Annotated in this window: 13 protein-coding genes and 3 riboswitches; of the genes, 2 read left to right on the forward strand and 11 right to left on the reverse strand. The window is 71.7% G+C overall.

Annotated features, from left to right (window positions below; all coding sequences use genetic code 11):
• Window positions 1-4: 4 nt before the first annotated feature.
• Window positions 5-2,242: a ferrichrome ABC transporter permease gene (locus OV208_RS01535; RefSeq protein WP_267571994.1), complete on the reverse strand. Its 2,238-nt coding sequence runs from the start codon at window positions 2,240-2,242 to the stop codon at window positions 5-7.
• Window positions 2,243-2,462: 220 nt separating this feature from the next.
• Here OV208_RS01535 and OV208_RS01540 point away from each other — a divergent pair, with 220 nt between their 5' ends.
• Window positions 2,463-2,879, forward strand: coding sequence for a hypothetical protein (locus OV208_RS01540; RefSeq protein ID WP_267571995.1), 417 nt, complete (start codon window positions 2,463-2,465; stop codon window positions 2,877-2,879).
• Between the two features lie 18 nt (window positions 2,880-2,897).
• Here OV208_RS01540 and OV208_RS01545 read toward each other — a convergent pair whose 3' ends face one another.
• From OV208_RS01545 to OV208_RS01590, 10 genes are all read right to left on the reverse strand, one after another.
• Entirely contained in the window at window positions 2,898-6,455 is a 3,558-nt protein-coding gene (locus OV208_RS01545) for a serine/threonine-protein kinase (protein ID WP_267571996.1), read from the reverse strand.
• An 85-nt stretch (window positions 6,456-6,540) separates the two neighbouring features.
• Window positions 6,541-8,235 carry an FHA domain-containing protein gene (locus OV208_RS01550; RefSeq protein WP_267572792.1) on the reverse strand — a complete coding sequence of 565 codons (1,695 nt, stop codon included), beginning with the start codon at window positions 8,233-8,235 and terminating at the stop codon, window positions 6,541-6,543.
• Between the two features lie 156 nt (window positions 8,236-8,391).
• Window positions 8,392-8,904, reverse strand: coding sequence for a ubiquinol-cytochrome c reductase iron-sulfur subunit (locus tag OV208_RS01555; protein ID WP_267572793.1), 513 nt, complete (start codon window positions 8,902-8,904; stop codon window positions 8,392-8,394).
• A 74-nt stretch (window positions 8,905-8,978) separates the two neighbouring features.
• Window positions 8,979-9,740: a cell surface protein gene (locus tag OV208_RS01560; RefSeq protein ID WP_267571997.1), complete on the reverse strand. Its 762-nt coding sequence runs from the start codon at window positions 9,738-9,740 to the stop codon at window positions 8,979-8,981.
• A gap of 2 nt (window positions 9,741-9,742) precedes the next feature.
• Entirely contained in the window at window positions 9,743-11,068 is a 1,326-nt protein-coding gene (locus OV208_RS01565; RefSeq protein WP_267571998.1) for a hypothetical protein, read from the reverse strand.
• A gap of 162 nt (window positions 11,069-11,230) precedes the next feature.
• Window positions 11,231-11,398, reverse strand: a riboswitch (cobalamin riboswitch).
• A gap of 19 nt (window positions 11,399-11,417) precedes the next feature.
• Window positions 11,418-11,747 carry a hypothetical protein gene (locus OV208_RS01570; RefSeq protein WP_267571999.1) on the reverse strand — a complete coding sequence of 110 codons (330 nt, stop codon included), beginning with the start codon at window positions 11,745-11,747 and terminating at the stop codon, window positions 11,418-11,420.
• 149 nt (window positions 11,748-11,896) lie between these two features.
• A complete protein-coding gene (locus tag OV208_RS01575; protein WP_267572000.1) occupies window positions 11,897-12,574 on the reverse strand; it encodes a cell surface protein in 678 nt (225 codons plus the stop codon).
• Window positions 12,574-13,995 (reverse strand): hypothetical protein, encoded by a 1,422-nt coding sequence (locus tag OV208_RS01580; RefSeq protein ID WP_267572001.1) that lies wholly within the window; start codon window positions 13,993-13,995, stop codon window positions 12,574-12,576. Before OV208_RS01580 ends, OV208_RS01575 begins: the two co-directional genes overlap by 1 nt.
• A 157-nt stretch (window positions 13,996-14,152) precedes the next feature.
• Window positions 14,153-14,379: riboswitch (cobalamin riboswitch) on the reverse strand.
• A 43-nt stretch (window positions 14,380-14,422) separates the two neighbouring features.
• The gene (locus OV208_RS01585; RefSeq protein ID WP_267572002.1) at window positions 14,423-16,039 is read right to left on the reverse strand and encodes an MXAN_6577-like cysteine-rich protein; all 1,617 of its coding nucleotides are present in this window, start codon (window positions 16,037-16,039) and stop codon (window positions 14,423-14,425) included.
• A complete protein-coding gene (locus OV208_RS01590) occupies window positions 16,020-18,032 on the reverse strand; it encodes a TonB-dependent receptor plug domain-containing protein (RefSeq protein ID WP_267572003.1) in 2,013 nt (670 codons plus the stop codon). Before OV208_RS01590 ends, OV208_RS01585 begins: the two co-directional genes overlap by 20 nt.
• A gap of 57 nt (window positions 18,033-18,089) precedes the next feature.
• Window positions 18,090-18,331, reverse strand: a riboswitch (cobalamin riboswitch).
• Window positions 18,332-18,460: 129 nt separating this feature from the next.
• Between OV208_RS01590 and OV208_RS01595 the strand changes: the two genes are divergently transcribed.
• Window positions 18,461-19,648: a hypothetical protein gene (locus OV208_RS01595; protein WP_267572004.1), complete on the forward strand. Its 1,188-nt coding sequence runs from the start codon at window positions 18,461-18,463 to the stop codon at window positions 19,646-19,648.
• Window positions 19,649-19,789: the final 141 nt, after the last annotated feature.

Genomic DNA, 19,789 nt, shown 5'->3' on the forward strand with positions numbered 1-19,789 from the left:
TCGCCTACGGGGATTGGGGACGGGCCACCGGCGGCGCCGGGGGGGCGTCGTCGTTCTTCTGGATGCCCAGCTCCTCCAGGGTCCGGGTGCGGCGCACGGCCTGGAGCACGCTGCTGCGCTCGTCCGTCCAGACGTAGTCCGGCTCCCCGCGCAGGGACAGCCGGCGCACGAGCGCCCCGGTCGTCCTGAAGGTGGAGCCCCAGGAGAACTCCTTGTCCGGGCTCAGGAGGATCCAACTGCTGGCCAGCGTGTCGTCCTTCGTCTCCGTCTTGACGAGCGTGGCGAACAGGCCCAGCGCCTTCGCGTGCGCCAGATTGATGGGGACCAGGTCCAGGTACTGGTTGCTGATGTGCAGCGCCAGCACGCCATGCGGCGCCAGGTGCTGGAGGTAGAGCACCAGCGCTTCGTGCGTCACCAGGTGCATGGGGATGGCGTCCGAGCTGAAGACGTCCAGGGCCAGCACGTCGAACTGGCCCTTCGGCCCGTGCTCCAGCTCCTGCTCCAGGGAGATGCGCGCGTCGCCCTCCACCACCTCCATCTTCGCGGGCGAGTCTCCCAGGTAGCTGAAGTAGCCGCCTTCCCCCCGCGCGAGCGCGATGATGACGGGGTTGATTTCGTAGAAGCGCGCCGAGTCCCCGGCCTCCAGCAGCGCGGCGCTGCCGCCCACGCCCAACCCCAGCATGCCCACGCGCAGCGAGGTGGGCAGCCCCAGCGCCCCACGCCAGCGACGCTGCTCCGCCAGCGCCAGCCCCAGGCCGCTGTCGCGCGAATAGTAGGACGTATTGACGCGGCGGCGCTCCGGTTCGATGTACTGCCAGCCGTGGGTGATGACGCCGTGGCGCAGGGTGAACTGGTGCTCGCGCGGGTTGTTGGGGTTCTGCTCCACCACCTGCACCACGCCGAAGAAGTTGCGCGCGGAGAAGCGCACCTGCCCCAGGGCGCCGGTGACGAGGAACGACAGGTTCACCACCGCCACCATCACCAGCATCGCCCCGCGCAGGACGCGCTGCACGCGGGCCGTCACCTTCTCATCGGCAGGCCGCTGCATCATGCCCGCCAGCGCCACGATGCAGCAGGCGCCCAGCGCCAGCGGGTGCTCCCAGTAGACGTTGAAGATGGCGGGCGCCACCAGGCTGACGAACACGCCGCCCAGCACCCCGCCCACGGACACCCAGAGGTAGAAGGCGCTCAGGTAGCGCGGGGCCGGGCGGACACGGAACAACTCGCCGTGGCACATCATGGCGCCGGAGAAGAGCGCGGAGGCGTGGAAGAGCACCTGCCAGCCCAGGTGCAGCGCGGGGCCCTCCTTCTGCGCGTACGCCACCAGGGCCAGCGACGCGATGAGGGCCACCGAGTACGGGCCGCGCGCGTAGAAGGACTCGCGCGAGAAGGCCAGGATGAAGGTGATGAGGTACACGGCCAGCGGCAGCACCCACAGGAAGGGCCCCGCCGCCACGTCCTGGGAGAGCTTGTTCGTCGTGGCCAGCAACAGCACCGACGCGACCGTGCTCAGCCCCAGCCACAGCAGCGTGCGACCCACGCTCGGGCGGGGCGCGTCGGGCGTCGCCGCCGGAGCGGGCGCCCCCACGGGCTCCCCACCAGGCTCCACGGTGGCTCCGGGCGACGCCGTCGCCGTGCGGCGAACCAGGTCCCTGGCGCAGGCGATGGCGAAGACGACGAAGAGGGCGAAGCCCGCGGCCCATCCCCACGCCTGCGCGCTGCGGCCGACGAAGGGCTCCACCAGGAAGGGGTAGCCCAGGAGCGACAGCAGCGAGCCGACGTTGGAGAGCGCATACAGCACGTAGGGCGAGCGCCCCGGCCGCGCGCGGGCGAACCACGACTGGAGCAGGGGCCCCGTGGTGCTCAGCACGAAGAAGGGCAGGCCCAGGGTGACGGCCAGCATGCCCATCAACCGGAGCACGGGCAGGTGTTGGTCCACCGGGCGCCACCCGTCTCCGGGCGTCAGCGGCGAGCCCGCCCAGACGGCCCGCGCCGCGAGCGCCACCACCGCCACCGTCAGCAGGCCCAGGTGCAGCAGGGCCTGCGTGCGCGGGCGCAACCGCGAGGCCACCGCGTGCGCATACGCGTATCCCGCGAGCAGCACCGCCTGGAAGAACAGCATGCACGCGGTCCACACCGAGGGCGTGCCGCCGTACCACGGCAGGGCGTAGCGGCCCGCCAGCGGCTGGATGCCGAAGAGCAGGAACGCGCTGGTGAAGATGGCGAGGGCGTAACGGACCATGCGGACTCGGGGCAGGGGCGGGGGCGGGGGCGCGGCGGGAAGCGACCCGCGCGCACCGTGTTTCCCGCCTGGAGCGCATCCCTGTCAACGCCCGGCGCCTCAAAGCCCGGCGGGCGACCAGGCAGGCATCCGTCGGGGCGGGTGTCCGTCCCGGCCTTCGGCCCTATTTTCCCGGACGGGAAGGGCGCGGGGGTTGCCCGCGCCAGAGGGGAAAAAGACCATGAGGGGTTTCGGGCGCGGTGTGGTGGCGGTGCTCGTGGGCGGGGCACTGGGGCTCTGGGGCTGCAACAGCGAGCAGCCCTCCCAGGAGCAGAGCGGGTTCCAGGACCCGGTGCAGTTGCAGCACCGGGAGAAGGACGACCGGGCCTCCACGACGGTGAACAACCGCATCCGCGACGCCGCGGACCCGGGCCGGGGCGGCAAGCCCTATGACAGCGACAGCGCCGGCACGGGCGGCTCCGGCCGTCAGTCGGGGAGCGCCACGGAGCTGGGCACGAGCCTGACGGACAGCTACCGGGGACCACCGGGCACGGGCGGCGCGGGACTGGACGCGGGCACGCACAAGAAGGCCCCGCACACCGGCATGAGCCACGGGGCGCCGGATGCGGGCGGCGTGGACGCGGGCACCCTGCGCTGACCGGGCACCGGGCGGGGCCTACTCCTGGCCCCGCTTCGCCTTCCGCAGCACTTCGTGCATGTCCTTCACCCGCTTGAGCAGGGCGGGGTCGTTGGTGCCATCGCTCTCGTTCACGTCAAACGAAAGATCCTCGAAGACCCTGCACCGCAGCTGCATGGTCTCGCAGAAGTCCTCTCGCTTGAGCTGGAGGAAGAGCTTCCGCGTCTGGGCCCATTCCCTTTCCAGTTCGGTGGGCGCCTTGAGGTCCTTCTCGGGAACGCGCGGGGCGGCGGCGGCGCGCTTGCTGGAGACACGTGAAGGCGGCGGCTTCTTCGCGGCCGGAGCAGGCGTCTCGGTCTTGCTGGAGGAGTCGGTCGGGCCCAGCAGGGCGGCCTCGTCCGAGAGCCCGGGGTCCTCCGGAGCCTCGTTCGTCGGCGCGACCGGGACCGGGTCCGGGCTCGCGGGAGCCACGGGGGGCGCCACGTCCTCGACCGGACGCGCGATGGGGCGCGACGGGGGGACCACGGGCGTGGGCAGCGTGGGGTCCTGGACCCGCGTGGGCGGCGGCGGCGTGGACGTCCTGGACTGCTCCAGGCCCGCGGCCACACGCAGCTCCGGGACGAAGTGCAGTCCCAGGCCCACGATGAGCGCCACCACCCCCAGCAGGACGACGAACACCAGCAGGGAGCGCAGGAGGCCACCGCCGGACTTTGGCGCCGGCTCGTGACGCGACGGACGGGCCGGCTCCGCGGGCTCCGGCCGCACGGGCATGGCCTTGCGGCGGGTCTCCTCGCGCGAGTTGCGCGAAGTGGACGACTCGTCCACATCCACCGCGGGCGTCGAGCGGCTGGCGGCGACGGCGCGCAGGTTCGACGAGGTGTTCGGACGCGAGGGCGAGCCCGGCGACGAACCGCGCGCCTTGCGCGAACCCGTGCGGCTCCTGCCGGGATTGGAACCGGTGTCGGAATCCCGGCGGCCACCAGACGACACGCTGGCCTCCCCCAGGAGGGCTTCGTCCAGCACCACGCGCGCCTGGGGCTCCTCACGGCGAGAGGACCGCGGCAGCGTGATGCGCGGATGCGTGTCCGCGTGCGCATCCCGTGCGGCCTGGGGCTCTTCCGGTTCGGCCGTGATGTAGGGCAGGCCGGCGTCGGCCTCCAGGGACTGGGCGTCCACCAAGACCTGCTCGGACTCCGGACGCGTGTCCTGCATCGTGGGACGGGGAGCAGGAGCGGAGCCCAGCGCCTCCATCTCCACCCGGGCGGACGACGTGTACGGCGGTCCTCCGGATTGGATGGAGGGCACCTGGATGGTGGGCGCGGCGTGCGAGGGCATCGGCCGGCTGCCGTTCGATGGCGTCGTCACCCCCGGACGCGACGACGACTGGGGCGCGGGCGCCGGCCGGCTGCCATTCGAGGGCGTCGTCACCCCGGGGCGCGACGACGACAGGGGCGCGGCGGGCGGAGCAGGCGCCGGCCGGCTGCCGTTCGAAGGCGTCGTCACGCCGGGGCGCGACGACGACAGGGACGGGATGGCCACCGCGGTGGGCCGCATGGCCTCTGGGATGCGCGGCTCGGCGACACGCGGCGGATCAAAGGAGCGCGGCAGTGGTTCGGTGGTGCGCGGCTCGGACCCTGAAGGCCAACCCGCCTCGGCGCGCGGTTCCGGCCAGGGGTAGGCGCTGGGGGGAAGGTCCTCGTCGTCGAGCATCGGACCGTCCGGCGGCGGAGGCGGCTCCATGAACGGCAGCGAGCCTCCTGAATCCGAGCCGAACTGCGCGGCGCCGAAGTCCGCCGACGGCAGGGGCGGCGGCGGCGGCACCGGGCGCGACGCATCCGCCGGAACGACGGGGACGGGCCCATCCATCGTCGGCCGGCCCGAAGCCGCGGACTCGGATGAACGGAAGGCGGGAACCGCAGCCATGGGGGGCGGCGGCGGCGCGACGGTGCGCGGAGGAGGCGGCGGCCGGGCCTCCACGGGCGGCGCGGCGCGCGGCGGCACCGCGTCCGAGAAGGGCAACGACGCCCCGGAGCCCGCGTCCGCGAACGGGCGCGATGAAGCCCCCGGGGACACGGCCTGGGACGACGGCTCGGAAGACGGCAGCGACGCGGCGCGGGGCGCGGTGGGCTCCCCAGCGCCCGGCTCGGCGGACAGCAGCGCCTCCGCACGGGGCGCGGTGGGCTCGCCCGCCGGCATCCCCGCGCTCCCCTGGCCCGAGGACGCCTCCTGGGCGGGACGGTCCGAGGGAAGGCGGATGGCGGGCAGGCCCTCCAGGATGGTGGGGCGCTCCATCGCTTCCGCGCGCACCTCCACCGTGGGGGAGGGCTCCGACGACGCGGGGCTCGGCCGCGCGCGGGCCCGGGCTGCCTCCTCCAGGGCCTCCACCGGGAAGGCGGGACGGGTGGACTCGTCCACCATCACGCCCGGACGCGTCTCTCCGTCGTCGCGCGCCCCGCCACCGTCCTCGCGGCTGCGCGGCGTGGGATGGAAGGACAACGGCTCCAACGGCCCGTCCAGCCGGATGGTCTTCGGCGGCAGCGACGGCCGGGGCGGTGCGCCCAGTGCGTCGTAGGTGCCACTGGCGCGCGTCTCGCGCGGCACCTCACGCAGGGTGGCCAGCAGGCGCCGTTCGGACTGGTAGTCCGAGGAGAAGAGGTCGCGCATGAAGCGGCTGACGCTCTCCGGGCCCGCGCTGGTGTCGATCTCCATCAGGCACGCCTGCAGGCGTCCCCGGAACTCCTCCGCCGTCTGGAAGCGCTGCCCGGGCTCCACCGCCAGCGCCTTGGACACCAGTTGCGACACCGACGGCGGCGTCAGCGGCTCCACTTCATTGAGCGCGGGCACCTTCGGGTTGGCCACCGCGGACATGAGTTCGCCGGGCGGCATCGCGTCGAAGGGGTTCTGCCCGGAGATGAGCTCGTAGAGGCACAGGCCCACCGCGTACAGGTCGCTGCGGCGGTCCACCGGCTGGTGCCGGGCCTGCTCGGGCGACATGTAGAGGAACTTGCCCAGGATGATGCTGGGGTTCGTCTTCGCCGCCGACAGCCGGCTCTTCGCGAGCCCGAAGTCGATGACCTTCACCTCCCCTTCGTAGGAGATGAGGATGTTCTGCGGAGAGATGTCCCGGTGGACGAGCTTCAGCTCCTTCTCTTCCTCGTCCCGCTTGCGGTGCGCGTACGCGAGCGCGTCCAGCACGCGGCCCATGACGTAGAGGATGAACGTGAGCGGCAGCGGCGTCTGGCGATCCCGCACGCGCGCGGCCACCTTGCGCAGGTCCTTGCCGTCCACGTATTCGAGGGCCATGTAGGCCTCGTCCTCGTGCAGGCCCATGTCCAGCACCTGCGCGATGGAGCCATGCCCCAGCCGCACCAGCGTGCGCGCCTCACCGACGAAGCGTTCGACGAACTCCTGATCCGCCGCGAGCTGCGGGAGGATCTTCTTGATGACGCACAGCTTCTCGAAGCCCTGCGCCCCTTCCAGGCGGGCAAGGTAGATCTCCCCCATGCCGCCGGTGGCCAGGTGCGACAGGAGCGTGTACCGGCCGAAGGGCTGGGGCCGGAAGGGCCGCAGTCGGGCGGGCTGGGTCGAAGAGCTCATGCGGTGCGGGGGTCCACCACGGGAAGCGCATTGAACCCCGAGCAGGGCCCCCGCTTCAACCCGTCAACCTGCCGCGAGGGCTGCCTCACCGGATACCGGGGTTGGTCAGCATGCCCATGTCCTCTTCAATCACCTCGAAGACCGCCACCTTGTCCTTGGGGGGCCGCACCACCCGTTCCCCCAGGGGCATCACGTCGAAGCGGGCGCCGGTCGCCGCCAGCAGCTTGCCCGTCATCAGCACCTGACCGGGGGCGGCCGTGGACGCCAGCCAGCCAGCCACGCCCATGCCCTCTCCCACGGCGGTGTACTCCGGGCGGGCATCCGTGCCGATCATCCCGACCAGCGCCTTGGTGGAGTGCAGCGCGATGCGCAGGTCGCACCGCTCGTCCTGGGGACGGCGGGCCATGCCCCGCTCCCAGTCCGCGCGCAGGGCCAGGGCGGCTCGCACCGCGCGCACCGCGTCGTCGCCCTTGGCGTAGGGCACGCCGAAGAGGGCGCGCATGGATTCGCCCATGAAGCCCTCCACGGTCGCCTCGAAGCTGAAGACGATGCCGCTCATGCGCGCGTGGAAGTCGTTGAGCAGCTGCGTGGCCCGCGCCGCGCCCAGCCGGCTGACGACGGCGCCGAAGTCCGCCAGCTCCGCGTGCAGCACGGTGAGGTTCTTCTCCTCCAGGCCGGGCAGCTTGCCGCCCACGCGCTGGGCCTCGGCGGCGCGGCGCTCGGCCACCTCTGGCGAGTGGAAGCGCTCCAGGTTGCGGCGCAGCCGGTCCGTGCCGGAGCCGTCGCGCACGGCGAAGCGCTGCACGCCGCTCTCCACCAGGTGGGCCACCGCGGTGCAGGTGTCCAGCATCAGCTCCAGGCTGGTCTCACCCTTCCCGGGGATGTTGACGTAGAGCACGCCGGCGAAGGGCGGCTCGGTGCCGATGGGGATGCACAGCACGCGGTCCACGCCGTACATGATGACGCTCTCGCGTCCGGCGAAGCGGCGGTCGTCGCGAACGTCGCCCACCGCGAGCGCGCGGCCCTGGCGGATGGCCTCGTCCACGATGGCGTCCGACACGGGCACTTCGCCCTTGGCGAGCCGTCCCCGGTGGCGCACGGCGGCGGGCACCAGCGGCCCCGCGGCGTGCTTGAGCAGCACCACCGCCGTCGTCGCGTCCGTGCGCTCCAGGAGCCGGTCCATCGCGGACTCCAGGAACGACGTCAGCGTGCGCGCGGTGGCCAGCGCCTCCGCGGTGTGCACCAGCAGCACCAGCGTCTCATAGGAGACGCGCGGGCTGGCGACGGGCGTGGAGGGCCCCACGGGCGAGGCGCCGGAGAACGCGTCGTCGAACGGCAGCGGGCCCACGTTGTCCAGCAGGCGCAGCACGTCCGCGTCCTTCACGTTCTTCGCCATCAACACGGACGGGCCCACGTCCGTGCCGTGTCCGAAGCGCACGACGCCGCCCGCGCCCAGGTCCATCATCTCCGTGGCGGCGTTCTCCACGGTGTGCGGCTGGCGCACCGCCAGGGTGTTCTCCCCCAGCACCACCGTGTCGCCCGCGCTCAGGGGCTTGCTGCCCTGGAGCGGCGCACCGTTCACCCGGCTGCCATTGCGGCTGCCCAGGTCCTCGATGCGCAGCGCGTCGCCTTCGACATAGATGCGCGCGTGCCGCCGCGACACCAGGTCACCGCCCAGCACGATATCGTTCTCGTCCGCTCGACCGAGGCTGGTGACGCCCTCAGGCAAATCGTACGACGTGTCGAAGTAGCCGGGCCCGTTGATGATGATCTGCCACATCGGGCGCACGACATTACACGACCTCCCAATCTTCCGAGAGTCCGAGACGATTTCCTGTGACAGGCCGGGCGGCCGGGCGCCTCCCGCGTCGCGTCATCCCCTCCCGAGCCCCCGAGTCGGCCAGACCCGGGGTCCGACTTCACCTGGGGAGTTGTCTCACCGGGGCCGGAGGAGGAAGAGCGAATCACCCACGCGCAGGGTGCGGTACGCGGCGAGCGGCCGGGAGGCAGGGCCCCGGAGGACCTGACCGTCCAGGCCGAAGCGGGAGCCATGGCAGGGGCACTCCACCACGCCCAGGGCGCCGTCCCAGGCCACCTCGCAGTCACCGTGGGTGCAGGTGCGCCAGACCGCCCGGTAGCAGCCGTCCGCCGCGTGCACCACCACCACGTCCAGGAGCGCGGAGGGGACGCGGACGCGGTCATGACCGCCCGGCTCGCGCAGGGCCGGGTGTTCGGAGAGGGGCACCTCCACCCAGCCCTCTCCGGATGTGCCGGGAGGTCCGGCGTCCTCGCAGAGCGCCGGGGACGGGCCCGCGTCGGGGACCGGCTGCGGGCCGGGCAACACCACCGCGTCGCGCCAGTCCCCGCCGCAGCCCAGCGCGGCCAGGGCACAGGTGCCGCGCAGCAGCGTGCACAGGGCTTCGCGGCGGTGCACCCCACCCGACTCCATCAGCGCTGGGGCCTCGCGACGGTCCACCCCACCCGGCGCCAGGGACTCTGGCGCCCGGTGGGACGGATCCGCGCTCACGGAGCGCCGCCGTCGACAAGCTGCCCGTTCACCACGGCGAGCGCATCCAGGTCGAAGCCCCCGGAGGTGCCTCCGTAGCTGTTGAGCCCGGTGTCGGTGAGGCGCACGAAGCGCGCGCGGGTGAGGCCCACGTCCGCCAGGTCGAAGCCATCCCCGCCCGCCACGGCCGGGTCGAGCGGGGAGATGCCGTTGTCCGGAGCGGAGAGCACCGGATGCGTGCCGGCGCAGCCCGGATAGCCCCCGTCCTTGTCGGAAGGGTCGCAGGGGAAGTCGTGCCAGGCGGTGCCGTCGTCGCTGACGGACACGCGGGCCGTCTCCGCGAAGATGTCGCCGCCGTACTTCTGGAACGCGTTCTCGAAGACGAGCAGGTCCACGCCCGGACCATCCACCGCGAGCAGGTCGGTGAACTCCAATGTGATGGAGCCACCCTGCCCCAGCGACAGCACGTCGAGAGAACCCGCGGACTGCCCCGCACCCACCGGCGGCCCGAACACGACGTCCGGGAAGCGGTCCTGCCCGAAGCCGGCAAAGTCACCGGGCTTGTAATCCGTCACCCGGTCCGCGAACGGATCCACCGGACGCACGCCCGCGTCGACGCCGGCATCGACCTGCATCCCGGCATCGGAATCTCCCGCATCGGTGCCGGCATCCGTGCGGCTGCCACCATCCACGATGTCGTACTGGGGCAGCGGCAGGGGTTCATCGCCCGCGCACGCGCACAGGGCGAGCAGCGCGCTGAGCGCGAGCAGCGGGCGCATGCTCACTGTCCCTGCCGGATGCGCACGATGCGGCGGCCGTTGGCGTCCGTCACGCCGACGAGCAGGTCGGAGCCCAGCGACGACAGCAGGTCCACGGAGGTGCACGAGTCCGCGACGGTGAGGACCGACTCGCGGGAGCCCACGCTCAGGGGCTGTCCACCGACCAGGGGCGGCGTGAGCTGGAAGCGCGACACGTCGGTGACGACGAAGGTGAAGTTCGCGTCGTAGGCGCCGCGCGCCACCGCCACGCCAGCGCCGAAGCCCGTGGCGTTGTTGAAGTCGCTGCCCACGTCGACCTGCGGCTCGCCCGTGAGCACCAGCGGCGTACGCGTGGACACCGCCGTCGTCAGCTTCGAGGCCGACACGGCGTAGGCCACGTTCACGTAGGTCTCCGGCACCGAATAGCCGAACACCGCGATGCCATTGTCCGCGATGGCGGAGAGGCCGCTGGCGCCCACCTGCGCCGGGAAGCTCACGGCCTTCACGGCGGAGAAGGGCTTCGCGGACGTCACCAGCGCGTAGACGCCCAGGCCTTCGGACACCGTGTCCAGACCGCCGCCGTTGATGAAGAACGTGTCGGTGGTGGCCGCGGCGGTGTAGTTGGACGGCGCGTTGACGTAGGTCACCGCGTCGCGCGCGGTCGGGTCGAGCACCGCGACGCTGCCCGCGCCACCGGCCTTCGTGTAGCCCGCGAGCAGCCGCGTGCCGTCATACGCCAGGAAGTACGACGCGTAGGTGGTGGTGCCGACGGCGCGGTCCGCGGGCGCGAGCACGGTGTCGAGCGCCGCCTCCCCCAGCTTCACTTCCGGCCAGGTGCCCAGCGCGAAGAAGTCGCGGGCCGTGGTCGTCGTGCGCAGCGCGAAGAGCGAATAGGTGGGACCCGGCGTGGACACCACCGCGACCACCTCCGTGGACAGGGGCGCGGACTCCGCGACAACGAAGCCCGGCTGGAGCTTGAGCGTGCCCAGCTTCTCATCGCGAGGCACCGTGTCGCACAGCCCGCCGGTGCCACCGTCCGTGCCCGTGCCGCCGTCGGTCTGCGTGCCGGCGTCGGTGCCCGTGCCGGCATCCGTCCCGGTGCCCGCGTCGGTGCCCGTGCCGGCATCCGTGCCCGCGTCTTCACCGATAGGGGAGATGTTGACCTGCGAGCACTTCTCCTCCACGCAGGCCCAGATCTGGCCTTCGGGGGGCGTGCCCTTGTCGCTGCAGTCGAAGGCATCCGCGCACTCCGAACCGCAGCCCGTGCCGCCCAGCGCCACCATCAGCAGCGCGCCCATCAGCGCCGCGCGCTGGCCCTTCGTTCCCATCCGCTTCGTGTCGGTCCGCATCGCGTCCTCGTTCCCTGACCTCCGCCCGGAGGCGGAAGAAATCCTGACGGGAGGCGGCACGGGCGCGAGGCATCCGACCCTCCAGCGCACGCGCCGAGAGGACCTGCCTACGCCGTCAGCTCCCCGCGGAGGTTCCGGTCTGTCTTCCGTGCCCTCCGTGGAAAGGGACACCGGGTCTTCGCCAGGTCTTCGGACTCGCGGGAACGAGGCTTGGGATACTTCCGAGCGCCATTCCTGCTCACCGCTGCGGGGCAGTCCCGGAGTCACACCGGGTTCCCTGGAAGCCCTCACACCCCATGGTGGGAAGGCATCGATGACGGGGCGGGACTATGGCGCCCCACGGGCAATGTCAATGCGGCGCGGGCTCGGGCTGCTTGCCACGCATCAACACGTAGCGCCGCGTGCTGCCGTCCACGACGACAGTGGACACTACCTGCCAGCCCTCCTCGCCCAGGCGCTGGAGTTCGACGAGGTCCTCCTCCGGGCCCTGTCGGGTAACGAAGGTGTACTCGTACGCCGGAGGCGGAGCAGGCGCGGCGGGCGGCACGGGCGCGGCGGCCTTCGGTGGCGTGCGTGCGCGCGTCGTCCGGGCCTCCGCGACGGTGGAGAGGAGGCAGACAGCGGACACACCGACAAGGACGCCCACCGACACGAGGAGCGAAGCAGGACGACGGTTCATGGAAGCGGACTCCGGGGGAGGACGCCCAGGCATGTAATCCCGGGTCCTCCTCGCCGGTAGCCTCGGCGGAGCGCGGCAGCGCTTACGATGCCGCGAGGCTCCCCGGACCGTCCGCTGGAGGACGGCCCGGGGCGCGCGCGAACCGTGCGCTACGGCAGTTGCACGCCGTTCACCACCGCGACGGCATCCAGGTCGAAGCCGCCGCTGGTGCCCGCGTATCCGTTGGCGCCGGAGTCCCGGATGCGCACGAAGCGCGCGCGGGTGAGGCCCACGGCGGCCAGGTCGAAGCCATCCCCGCCCGCCACGGCCGGGTCGGTGGGGGAGATGCCGTTGCCGGGGCTGGAGTACACGGGCGTGACGCCCGCGCAGCCGGGGAAGTTGCCCGCCGCGTTACCGGACGCGCACGGGAACTCGAACCAGGTGACGCCGTCGTCGCTGACGGCCACGACGCCCGTCTCCGCGAACGGCCTGCCACTGGGCCGCAGGAACGCGTTCTCGAAGACGAGCAGGTCCACGCCCGGCCCGTCCATCACCGCGATGTCGGTGAACTCCAGGACGATGACGCCGCTGTTTCCCAGCGACAGCACGTCCAGCGAACCCGACCCCGCGCCCGCGCCCTGCGGGGCGCCCAGCACGATGTTCGGCAACTGGCTCTGTCCGAACCCTGCGGCGGCGCCGGGCGCGAAGGAGACGATGCGGTCGGCGAAGGGATCGCCCACCAGCGCCTGCTGCTGGTCGAGTTCGTGCGTGTCCTCTCCACCGCACGCCACGGACAGGAGCGCGGCGAAGCCCAGGGTGAACGACTTCGAAAGCAGGGAGCGCGTCATCACTGCACCTGCCCGATGCGGACCAGACGCGGCCCGTTCTTGTCGTCCAGGCTGACGAGCAGGTCTGCGCCGATGGCGGTCATCCCCGTCACGCGCGTGCACTGGTTCACGTAGGTGAGGACCGGCTGACGCGAGCCGACGGTGACGGCGCCACCCTCGTTCGTCACGGTGAAGGCGAAGCGGGACACGTCGGTGCCGGCGAAGTTGTAGTTGGGCGGAACATAGTCACCGCGAAGCACCGCCACGCCCTCGCCCTGGCCCGCGGCGGCGACGAAGTTGGAGCCCACGTCGAGCGCGGGCTCATCCGCCACGACGAACGGCGTGCCCGTCCGGAGGGCCGCTTCGATCTTCGCCGGAGCCACCGCGTGGCCCACGTTGGTGAAGGTGTCGTCGGAGAAGTAGCCGAGCATCGCGACGCCGTTGGTGGAGACGGCGGTGAAGCCACTGCCGCCCGTCACGGAAGGAAGCGTGCCGACCTTCAACGACGTGAACGGGGTGGTGTCCGTGCGCAGCGCGTAGATGGCCAGCCCCGCCGACACCGTGTCGAGCCCGCCGCCGTTGATGAGGAAAGCGCCCGGCACGACGCCCGCGGTGAAGTTGCTCGGCGCGGAGACGTAGGAGGAGAAGACCGACGGCGCGACGCTGTCGTAGACCGCCAGCGTCCCCGGGAAGCCCGTCCCGGACTTCGTGTAGCCGGTGAGCACGTACTGGCCATCCGACTCCACGAAGCCGTTGAGGAAGAGCACAGCGGAGGGGGCGCGGTCGCCGGGAGCAGCCACGTCGTAGAGCGGCGCCGCACCCAGCGACACCTGGGGCCACGTACCCAGCGAGTAGAGCGTGTGCGGCCCAGAGGAGCCGCCCGACACGACCGTGAAGAGCGAATACGTGGGGCCCGGGGTGACACCCACCGGACCCGCGGTGGCCGGCAGTGCGGCCGACTCACCAGCCACGAAGTCCGCCGAGAGCTGGAGCGTGCCCAGCTTCGGATCATACGTGGCGCTCAAGCACGGATCAGAGGGGCCCGCGTCGGTGCCCGCATCCGTCTGCGTGCCCGCGTCGGTGCTGGTGCCGGCGTCCGCCTCCGTGCCCGCGTCGGTTCCCGCATCCACCGCCGTGCCCGCGTCCGTCGCCGTGCCCGCGTCGGTGCCCGCATCCACCGCCGTGCCGGCATCGGTGCTGGTGCCCGCATCGGTGCTGGTGCCCGCGTCCGTCTCCGTGCCCGCGTCAGGCACCGTGATGGGCTTCAGTTCACAGCGCTCTTCGACGCACGCGTAGCGCTGTCCCTCGGGAGGCGCGCCCTCGTCGCGGCAGTCGAAGTCATCGACGCACTCGACCGCGCACCCCGTGCCAGTCAACGCCAGCGCGAAGGTCGTCAGCACCAGCGCGAGTCCCCGTCCCGAAATCATCCGCTCTGTCTTCATCCGCGACTGCTCCCTTGCATCGCCCCCACGGGCGAGGTGATTTCCAAGGGAGGGCGAACGGAGGGCGGACCGCGAACGGGAGGACACGTCAGCCACGACACGCCGCGCGAGCGGAAGACCCCCGTTACCTCCCCTCGGAGGCTCCGGTGTGGCCATGCCCGGAGGCATGGGTCGTGGCAGGTCTTCGGACTCGCAGGCGCGGGAGGGTCCTCATCGGATCCGCCCATCTACTGACCGTCGCTTCCCAACCCCCTTGAGGGGCCAGTGCTTGCGGTGACGGTGTTCGTTCCTGCTTACCGCTGCGGGGCAGTCCCGGAATCACACCGGGTTCCCTTTAAACTCCGCCTCTGCGTGAGGCGGAGTACCGACGACGCGCGGTGACGTATGGCGGAAGGACAGGCTTGTCAACACAAGCGCGGGCAACGCCTCACGGCACCGCGACGATGTCGATGGCATTGGACACCACGCGGCGGGGATCCACCGGACACGCATCCAGCGCCGCGCCCTTCGCGTCCGGCGTGGAGTTGCCACGCCGCTCCACGAGCTTCCCGTCGCGCACCTCCACCACGAACACGCGGCCCGCGTTCACGTCCGTGACGTACACGGCATTGCCCACCACCGTGAGCCGTCCGCCCACCGCGAGGTTGCAGCCCTGCTCCGGGCCTCCGGTGCACCCCGGAGACAGCGCGTACGACGCCACCGGCCGGTCGTCCTTCACCAGCACCAGCCCCGTGGCACGCACGGCCTTCGCGCGGTAGCCGTTCGAGGTGTCGAACTGCGCCTCGCCCAGGCAGCTCACCACCAGGGAGTCACCCACCGCCTGCACGTCGCCCGCGTTGAGACAGTCCTGGCCCCCCAGGTCGATGGCATGCACACCGCCATCCGCCGGGTCGATGCGCGCGAGCATGCCGGGGCCGTTGGGCAGGTAGTCGTTCCCGGGGTTCAGGTTGGTGAGCGCGACATAGACGCCCGCGTCCGTGGACACCGCCGCGTACGGAAGCGCCATCGTCGTCCCGCCGTCGAAGGACTTGAGGTCCAGGCCGGTGAGCGGAATGGAGTCCACGAGCCTGGGACGCTCCGGGTCGCTCACGTTGACGCGCGCCACGGCGTTGCCCTGCTGGAAGTCGGAGCCGGCGTTGCCGAACAGCGGGATGTAGAACGTGTCGCCGCGCTTCGCGATGACCTGCGGGCTGGTGTTCGCGCCCAGGTTCACCTGCCCCACCGTGCGCAAGCCCAGTCCACCGCCCTGCGCGGGCCCTTCCCGCTTGAGCACCTGGAGCGTGTTGTTCACGGAGTCGAGGACATACACATATGGAGGGTCCACGAGGATGTCATTGGGCGACGAAGCCACCGCGCCCAGCGAGTCCTCCTCCACCACGGTCCCCAGCGCGCCCGCCAGCGCCTGCGACAACACCGAGCGCGCCGCGTCCGCCGCCAGCACCACTCCGTCCCACACCGCCAGCGACTGCACGGCCGAACCGAACTGCCGCCGGGGCCCCATCCGGTCCGTGCCCGCCTGGATGCCGACGAGCTGCCCATTGGTGTAGCAGGCCGCCACCACGTCATACATGCACCGGCCCTCGTGGCAGGACTGCACGTCCGGACACGCCACGCCGCACGCGCCGCAGTTCAGCGGGTCGCTCGCGAGGACGGAGCAACCGCCATTGCAGCGTTCAGCGCCTGGGGAGCAGGCCTCCGCGCAGGTCCCGGCGTTGCACACCTGCTCAACAGGGCACGCGTTGCCGCAGGCGCCGCAGTTGCGCGCATCGGTCGCGAGGTTGACGCACGCCTCGCCGCAGGCCGGTGCGCCGGTGAGGCATTCACACGCGCCCGACTGACACGTCTCCCCCTCCCCGCACCGGACGCCACAGCCGCCGCAGTTGAAGGGGTCACCTTGCAGGTCCGCGCACTCGGAGCCGCAGACGTCGAGTCCGGACGTGCAGAGGAGCTTCTCCTCCGGACAGCCGGTGAGGACCGAAGCGACCAGGGCGGACACCAGCAGCGTGAGCCACCGTGAGCGCGCATCAGGGAGGGGACGCGACATGGGAGTCCTCGGAGGAAGCGGTGCGCAGGGGTTCGAGCGCCACGGAGAAGGTCACGTAGGCGGCGCGGCCGGGCAGCGGCATGCCGGTGTAGTCGGCGGTCCGTGCGTCCAGCAGGTTCTTGAGATCGAACGACACGGTGAGGTCCGGCCGTCGCAGGAAGGTGCTGGACGCGCCCACGCTCACCCACGTGCGCGACGGCAGCGACAGGCGCATTTCACCCACGCGGTTGATGAGCTGCGCGGATTGGACAAGGACCTCGGTGCGAGCGTTGAGCCAGTCCGGCCCAGCGCGCACGCGCCCCACCCACTTGTGGCGCGGACGGTAGGGCAGCTCCTTGCCGAAGTAGCGAGGGTCGCCGTAACGGTTCTGCGTGCGGGTCCACGCGTAGCTGGTGGTGGCGGTGAGCCACGCGCGCGGACGGGCTTCGACCTCCACCTCCGCGCCCCACACCCGCGCGGCGGCGAAGTTGTAGGGCTTCGCGAGCATCGGCGGATACATCTCGTAGGCGATGAGGTTCTCGTACACCGCCGCGAAGCCGCCCGCGGTGACGCTCCATGCGTCGTCGTGCCACAGGCCCGCGGCATCGACGGACAGGGCACGCTCGGGCTTGAGGTCCGGGTTGGGCAGCAGCAGCCCCTGACGGATGTACAGCTCCAGGAACGACGGCGCGCGGTGGGACTGGCCCGCGTTGGCGCGCACGCCGAAGCCTCGGCCCAGGTCCACGCTCGCGCCCAGCTTCGGTGACAGCAGCGAGTACTGGCCCACGCGCTCCACGCGCAGCGACGGCACCACCTTCACGCGTTCGGAGAACAGGGACAGCTCATCCATGGCCATGACGCTCGCGCGCCACCACGACGCGGCCTGTGCGCCCGTCGCCTGCGTGACGGCCTCCGATGAAGCGGCGAGCGTGATGGCGAGCGCGTTGCGGCTGCCCACCACCGCGCGGCCCTCCACCTCCACGCCGCCCACGGTGTAGCGCTGGGCGCCAGCATCCACGCCCGTCGAACCGCCGAGGACCTCCATCCAATCGCGCCGGAGGAAGCCGCGAGCACTGGCCTCGCCCGTGTCTCCGAAAGGTCGGCCCCAGCGACCGCCCAGCGACACCCGGGTCTGGTCCTGACGGCGGGACAACTGCGGGTTCTGCACCGTGCCCGCGAGCGCCCGGTCCTCCAGCGACAGCTCCGCGAGCAGGTCCACGCGCCCACCGCTGTCCAGACCGCGCTGGTACTTCACGAGCGCGCCACCGCCACGAGCATCGTTGCGGGTGCGCACCTCCTCCGTGAGGGGGTTGTCATCCAGCGCGGGCAGCTCATCGATGCGGAAGCTGAAGTCGCCCTGCGACCGCCCCCCGTGCAGCAGCACCAACGCCTGTCCGCCGAGCAACCCGCCCGACGCGGCGACGTGGCCCATCACCGTGTCGAAGCTGCCGTAGGTGACCTCGCCGCTGGAGAGCAGGCGCGAGGACGGAGCACGGGTGACGATGTTGACCGCGCCGCCCAGGCCGCCCGCGCCGTAGCGGGCCCCCGCCGCGCCGCGAAGGATCTCCAGCCGCTCCACCAGCGCGACGGGGACGAGCGACAGGTCCGCGATGCCGCCCGCGCCGTTGAGCGGGATGCCATCCAGGAACACGAGCACGCCGTTGGCGGACGCGCCGCGCACCACGAGGCTCTTGCTCTGCCCATACCCGCCGGAGTCCTGCACGACGAGGCTCGCGGATCCGCCCAGCAGCTCCGCGGTGTCACGCGCTTCGCCCGCGCGTTCGCGCGCATCGATGACGGTGATGGCGCCTGTGGGGTCCCGCCGCTGCACGGAGTCCGGCGGCGCATCGGGAATCACCTTCCCGATGACATCCACGGTGGGGAGGACGAACTCAGGAAGCGCCGGGTCCTCGGGGGCGGGCTCGGACGCAGGAGGTTCCTGCCCGGCGTGGGCAAGTCCCTGGAAGCTGAGCACCAGACCCAATGAGGTCCGGACGAGAAGCGAGCGCAGCATGCTCCGCCTTCCGCTCCCTCCATCGAAGAGAGAAGGCCTCGCGGAGTGTCCGGTGAGGACACGGCCGCACCCCTGGGCAGGTCTCCTGGCTGACGGACTCCAGACCTGGGCGCACGTTGCGCCCTTCTGGAAGGAACCCTCCACCTTCCCTTCGCGTCCGGTGACGCGAAAGTGGTGACACCCGAGGCTTCCAGCCCTGGACCTCAGGGCGACCCGTACACAGTGGCGGGACCGCGCCGGACTCGCACCGGCTTCCCTCTTGAAAGCCCGACATGGGCACCCAAGGGCCCGGCCGTTCTAGGAGGTCACCTGGGGGCCGTCAAGGCGCGCCCCGTGCGCCCTACCGCCGCGCCGCTCGCATCCAGAATTGAATATTTCAATACACCGCGCGTCCGGAGGCCGTTCCCAACATCCCCAGAGACCCACGCATGCCCCCAATGCACCGCGGGACGCGCGCCAGCATCGCCCTGGCCGCGGCCCTGTTGCCGTTCTGCGTCTTCGCCGCCCCCGTCAGTGTCCAGGTGTCCCTCTGCGAGAGCAGTGTGACAGACGCCCCCCAGCTGACCCCCGACCGGCTCCAGGCGCGCACCACCTTCGGGCTCGGCAAGGCCGCCCCGCTCGCTCCGGACAAGGCCACGGTGGCGACCACGGAGGACAGCGCGGACGTCCTCGTCGTCGGAAAGCTGTCGCACAAGGGGCCGAAGTTCCGGCTCGTCTACCTGCTCCAGTCGCGGCAGGACCCCACGCTCCACACCCAGCTCGCCTACGATTTCGCCAATCCCAGACTGAGTGACAAGGGCGCGACGTCCATGGGCCAGGACATCTTCAAGGCGGCGAGCGCCCTCGAGGAGAAGCGCCTGGCCCGGGCCGCTGCCACCCCTGCGGCACCGGCCGTCTCCACGGCCCCCAGCCCCGCGCCCACTGTCGCGGCGGCCTCCGAACCGAGGGCGCCTGTCCTGGCCTCGGAAGCCGCGGTGCCCGCATCGGGGTCACAGGAAGGGTATGCGCCCTTTGGTGAAGAGCGTGCGGAAGAGCCCACCCTCAAGCTGCGCCAGCAGCCCGTCGTGGTCATCCACATGGGGCTCGCGGGCCTGATGGGAACGGGTCCCACGACCTATGGCGGCGGCCTCATCCTCGAGCCCAAATGGAACATCACCGACAAGCTCGCCGCGGGTGTCCGGCTCGAAGTGGGAATCTCCGGCAGCGGCAGCGCCGGAAATGGCAGCGCGACGGTCTCCACGGCCGTGGCCGTGGCCAGCCTCCTCAAGGGTGAGTACCTCTTCCGCGACAGTGGCGTCCGCCCGTTTCTGGGCCTGGGCGCCGGGGTGTACACGCTGGCCAACCAGTCCGTGGCCGCGGGCAATGGCGGCGCGGGGGTCGGCCAGTCGGGCGGCAGGTTCTTCGGCGTCGCGCCCCAGGCGGGCATCGACTTCGGCGGCGTCCGCCTCGCCGCGTCCTACAACCACATCCTGGGCGCGGACATCGTCGTCGAGCAGAACGTCAACGCGGGCATCGAACCGGAGCGCTTCAAGCGCAACTACTTCCTGCTGGAGCTGTCGTTCCGCATCGCGAAGTTCGGCCGGGTGAACAAGCCCGTGCCCACCGAACAGTACTGACCCGCTTCGGCGTCAGCGACAAGGGTCCGCCTCCGGCCCACCACGCCCACCGCGCGCCTCGACCCGAGAAGCCTCGGGACTTCCGCGCGCGGGCCTTCCCCCCTCATCGTGACCGGTGAGGACGCCGACCTCACACGCGCA

This window comes from Corallococcus sp. bb12-1 (assembly GCF_026626765.1).
In the GTDB taxonomy this organism is placed as follows: Bacteria; Myxococcota; Myxococcia; order Myxococcales; family Myxococcaceae; genus Corallococcus; species Corallococcus terminator.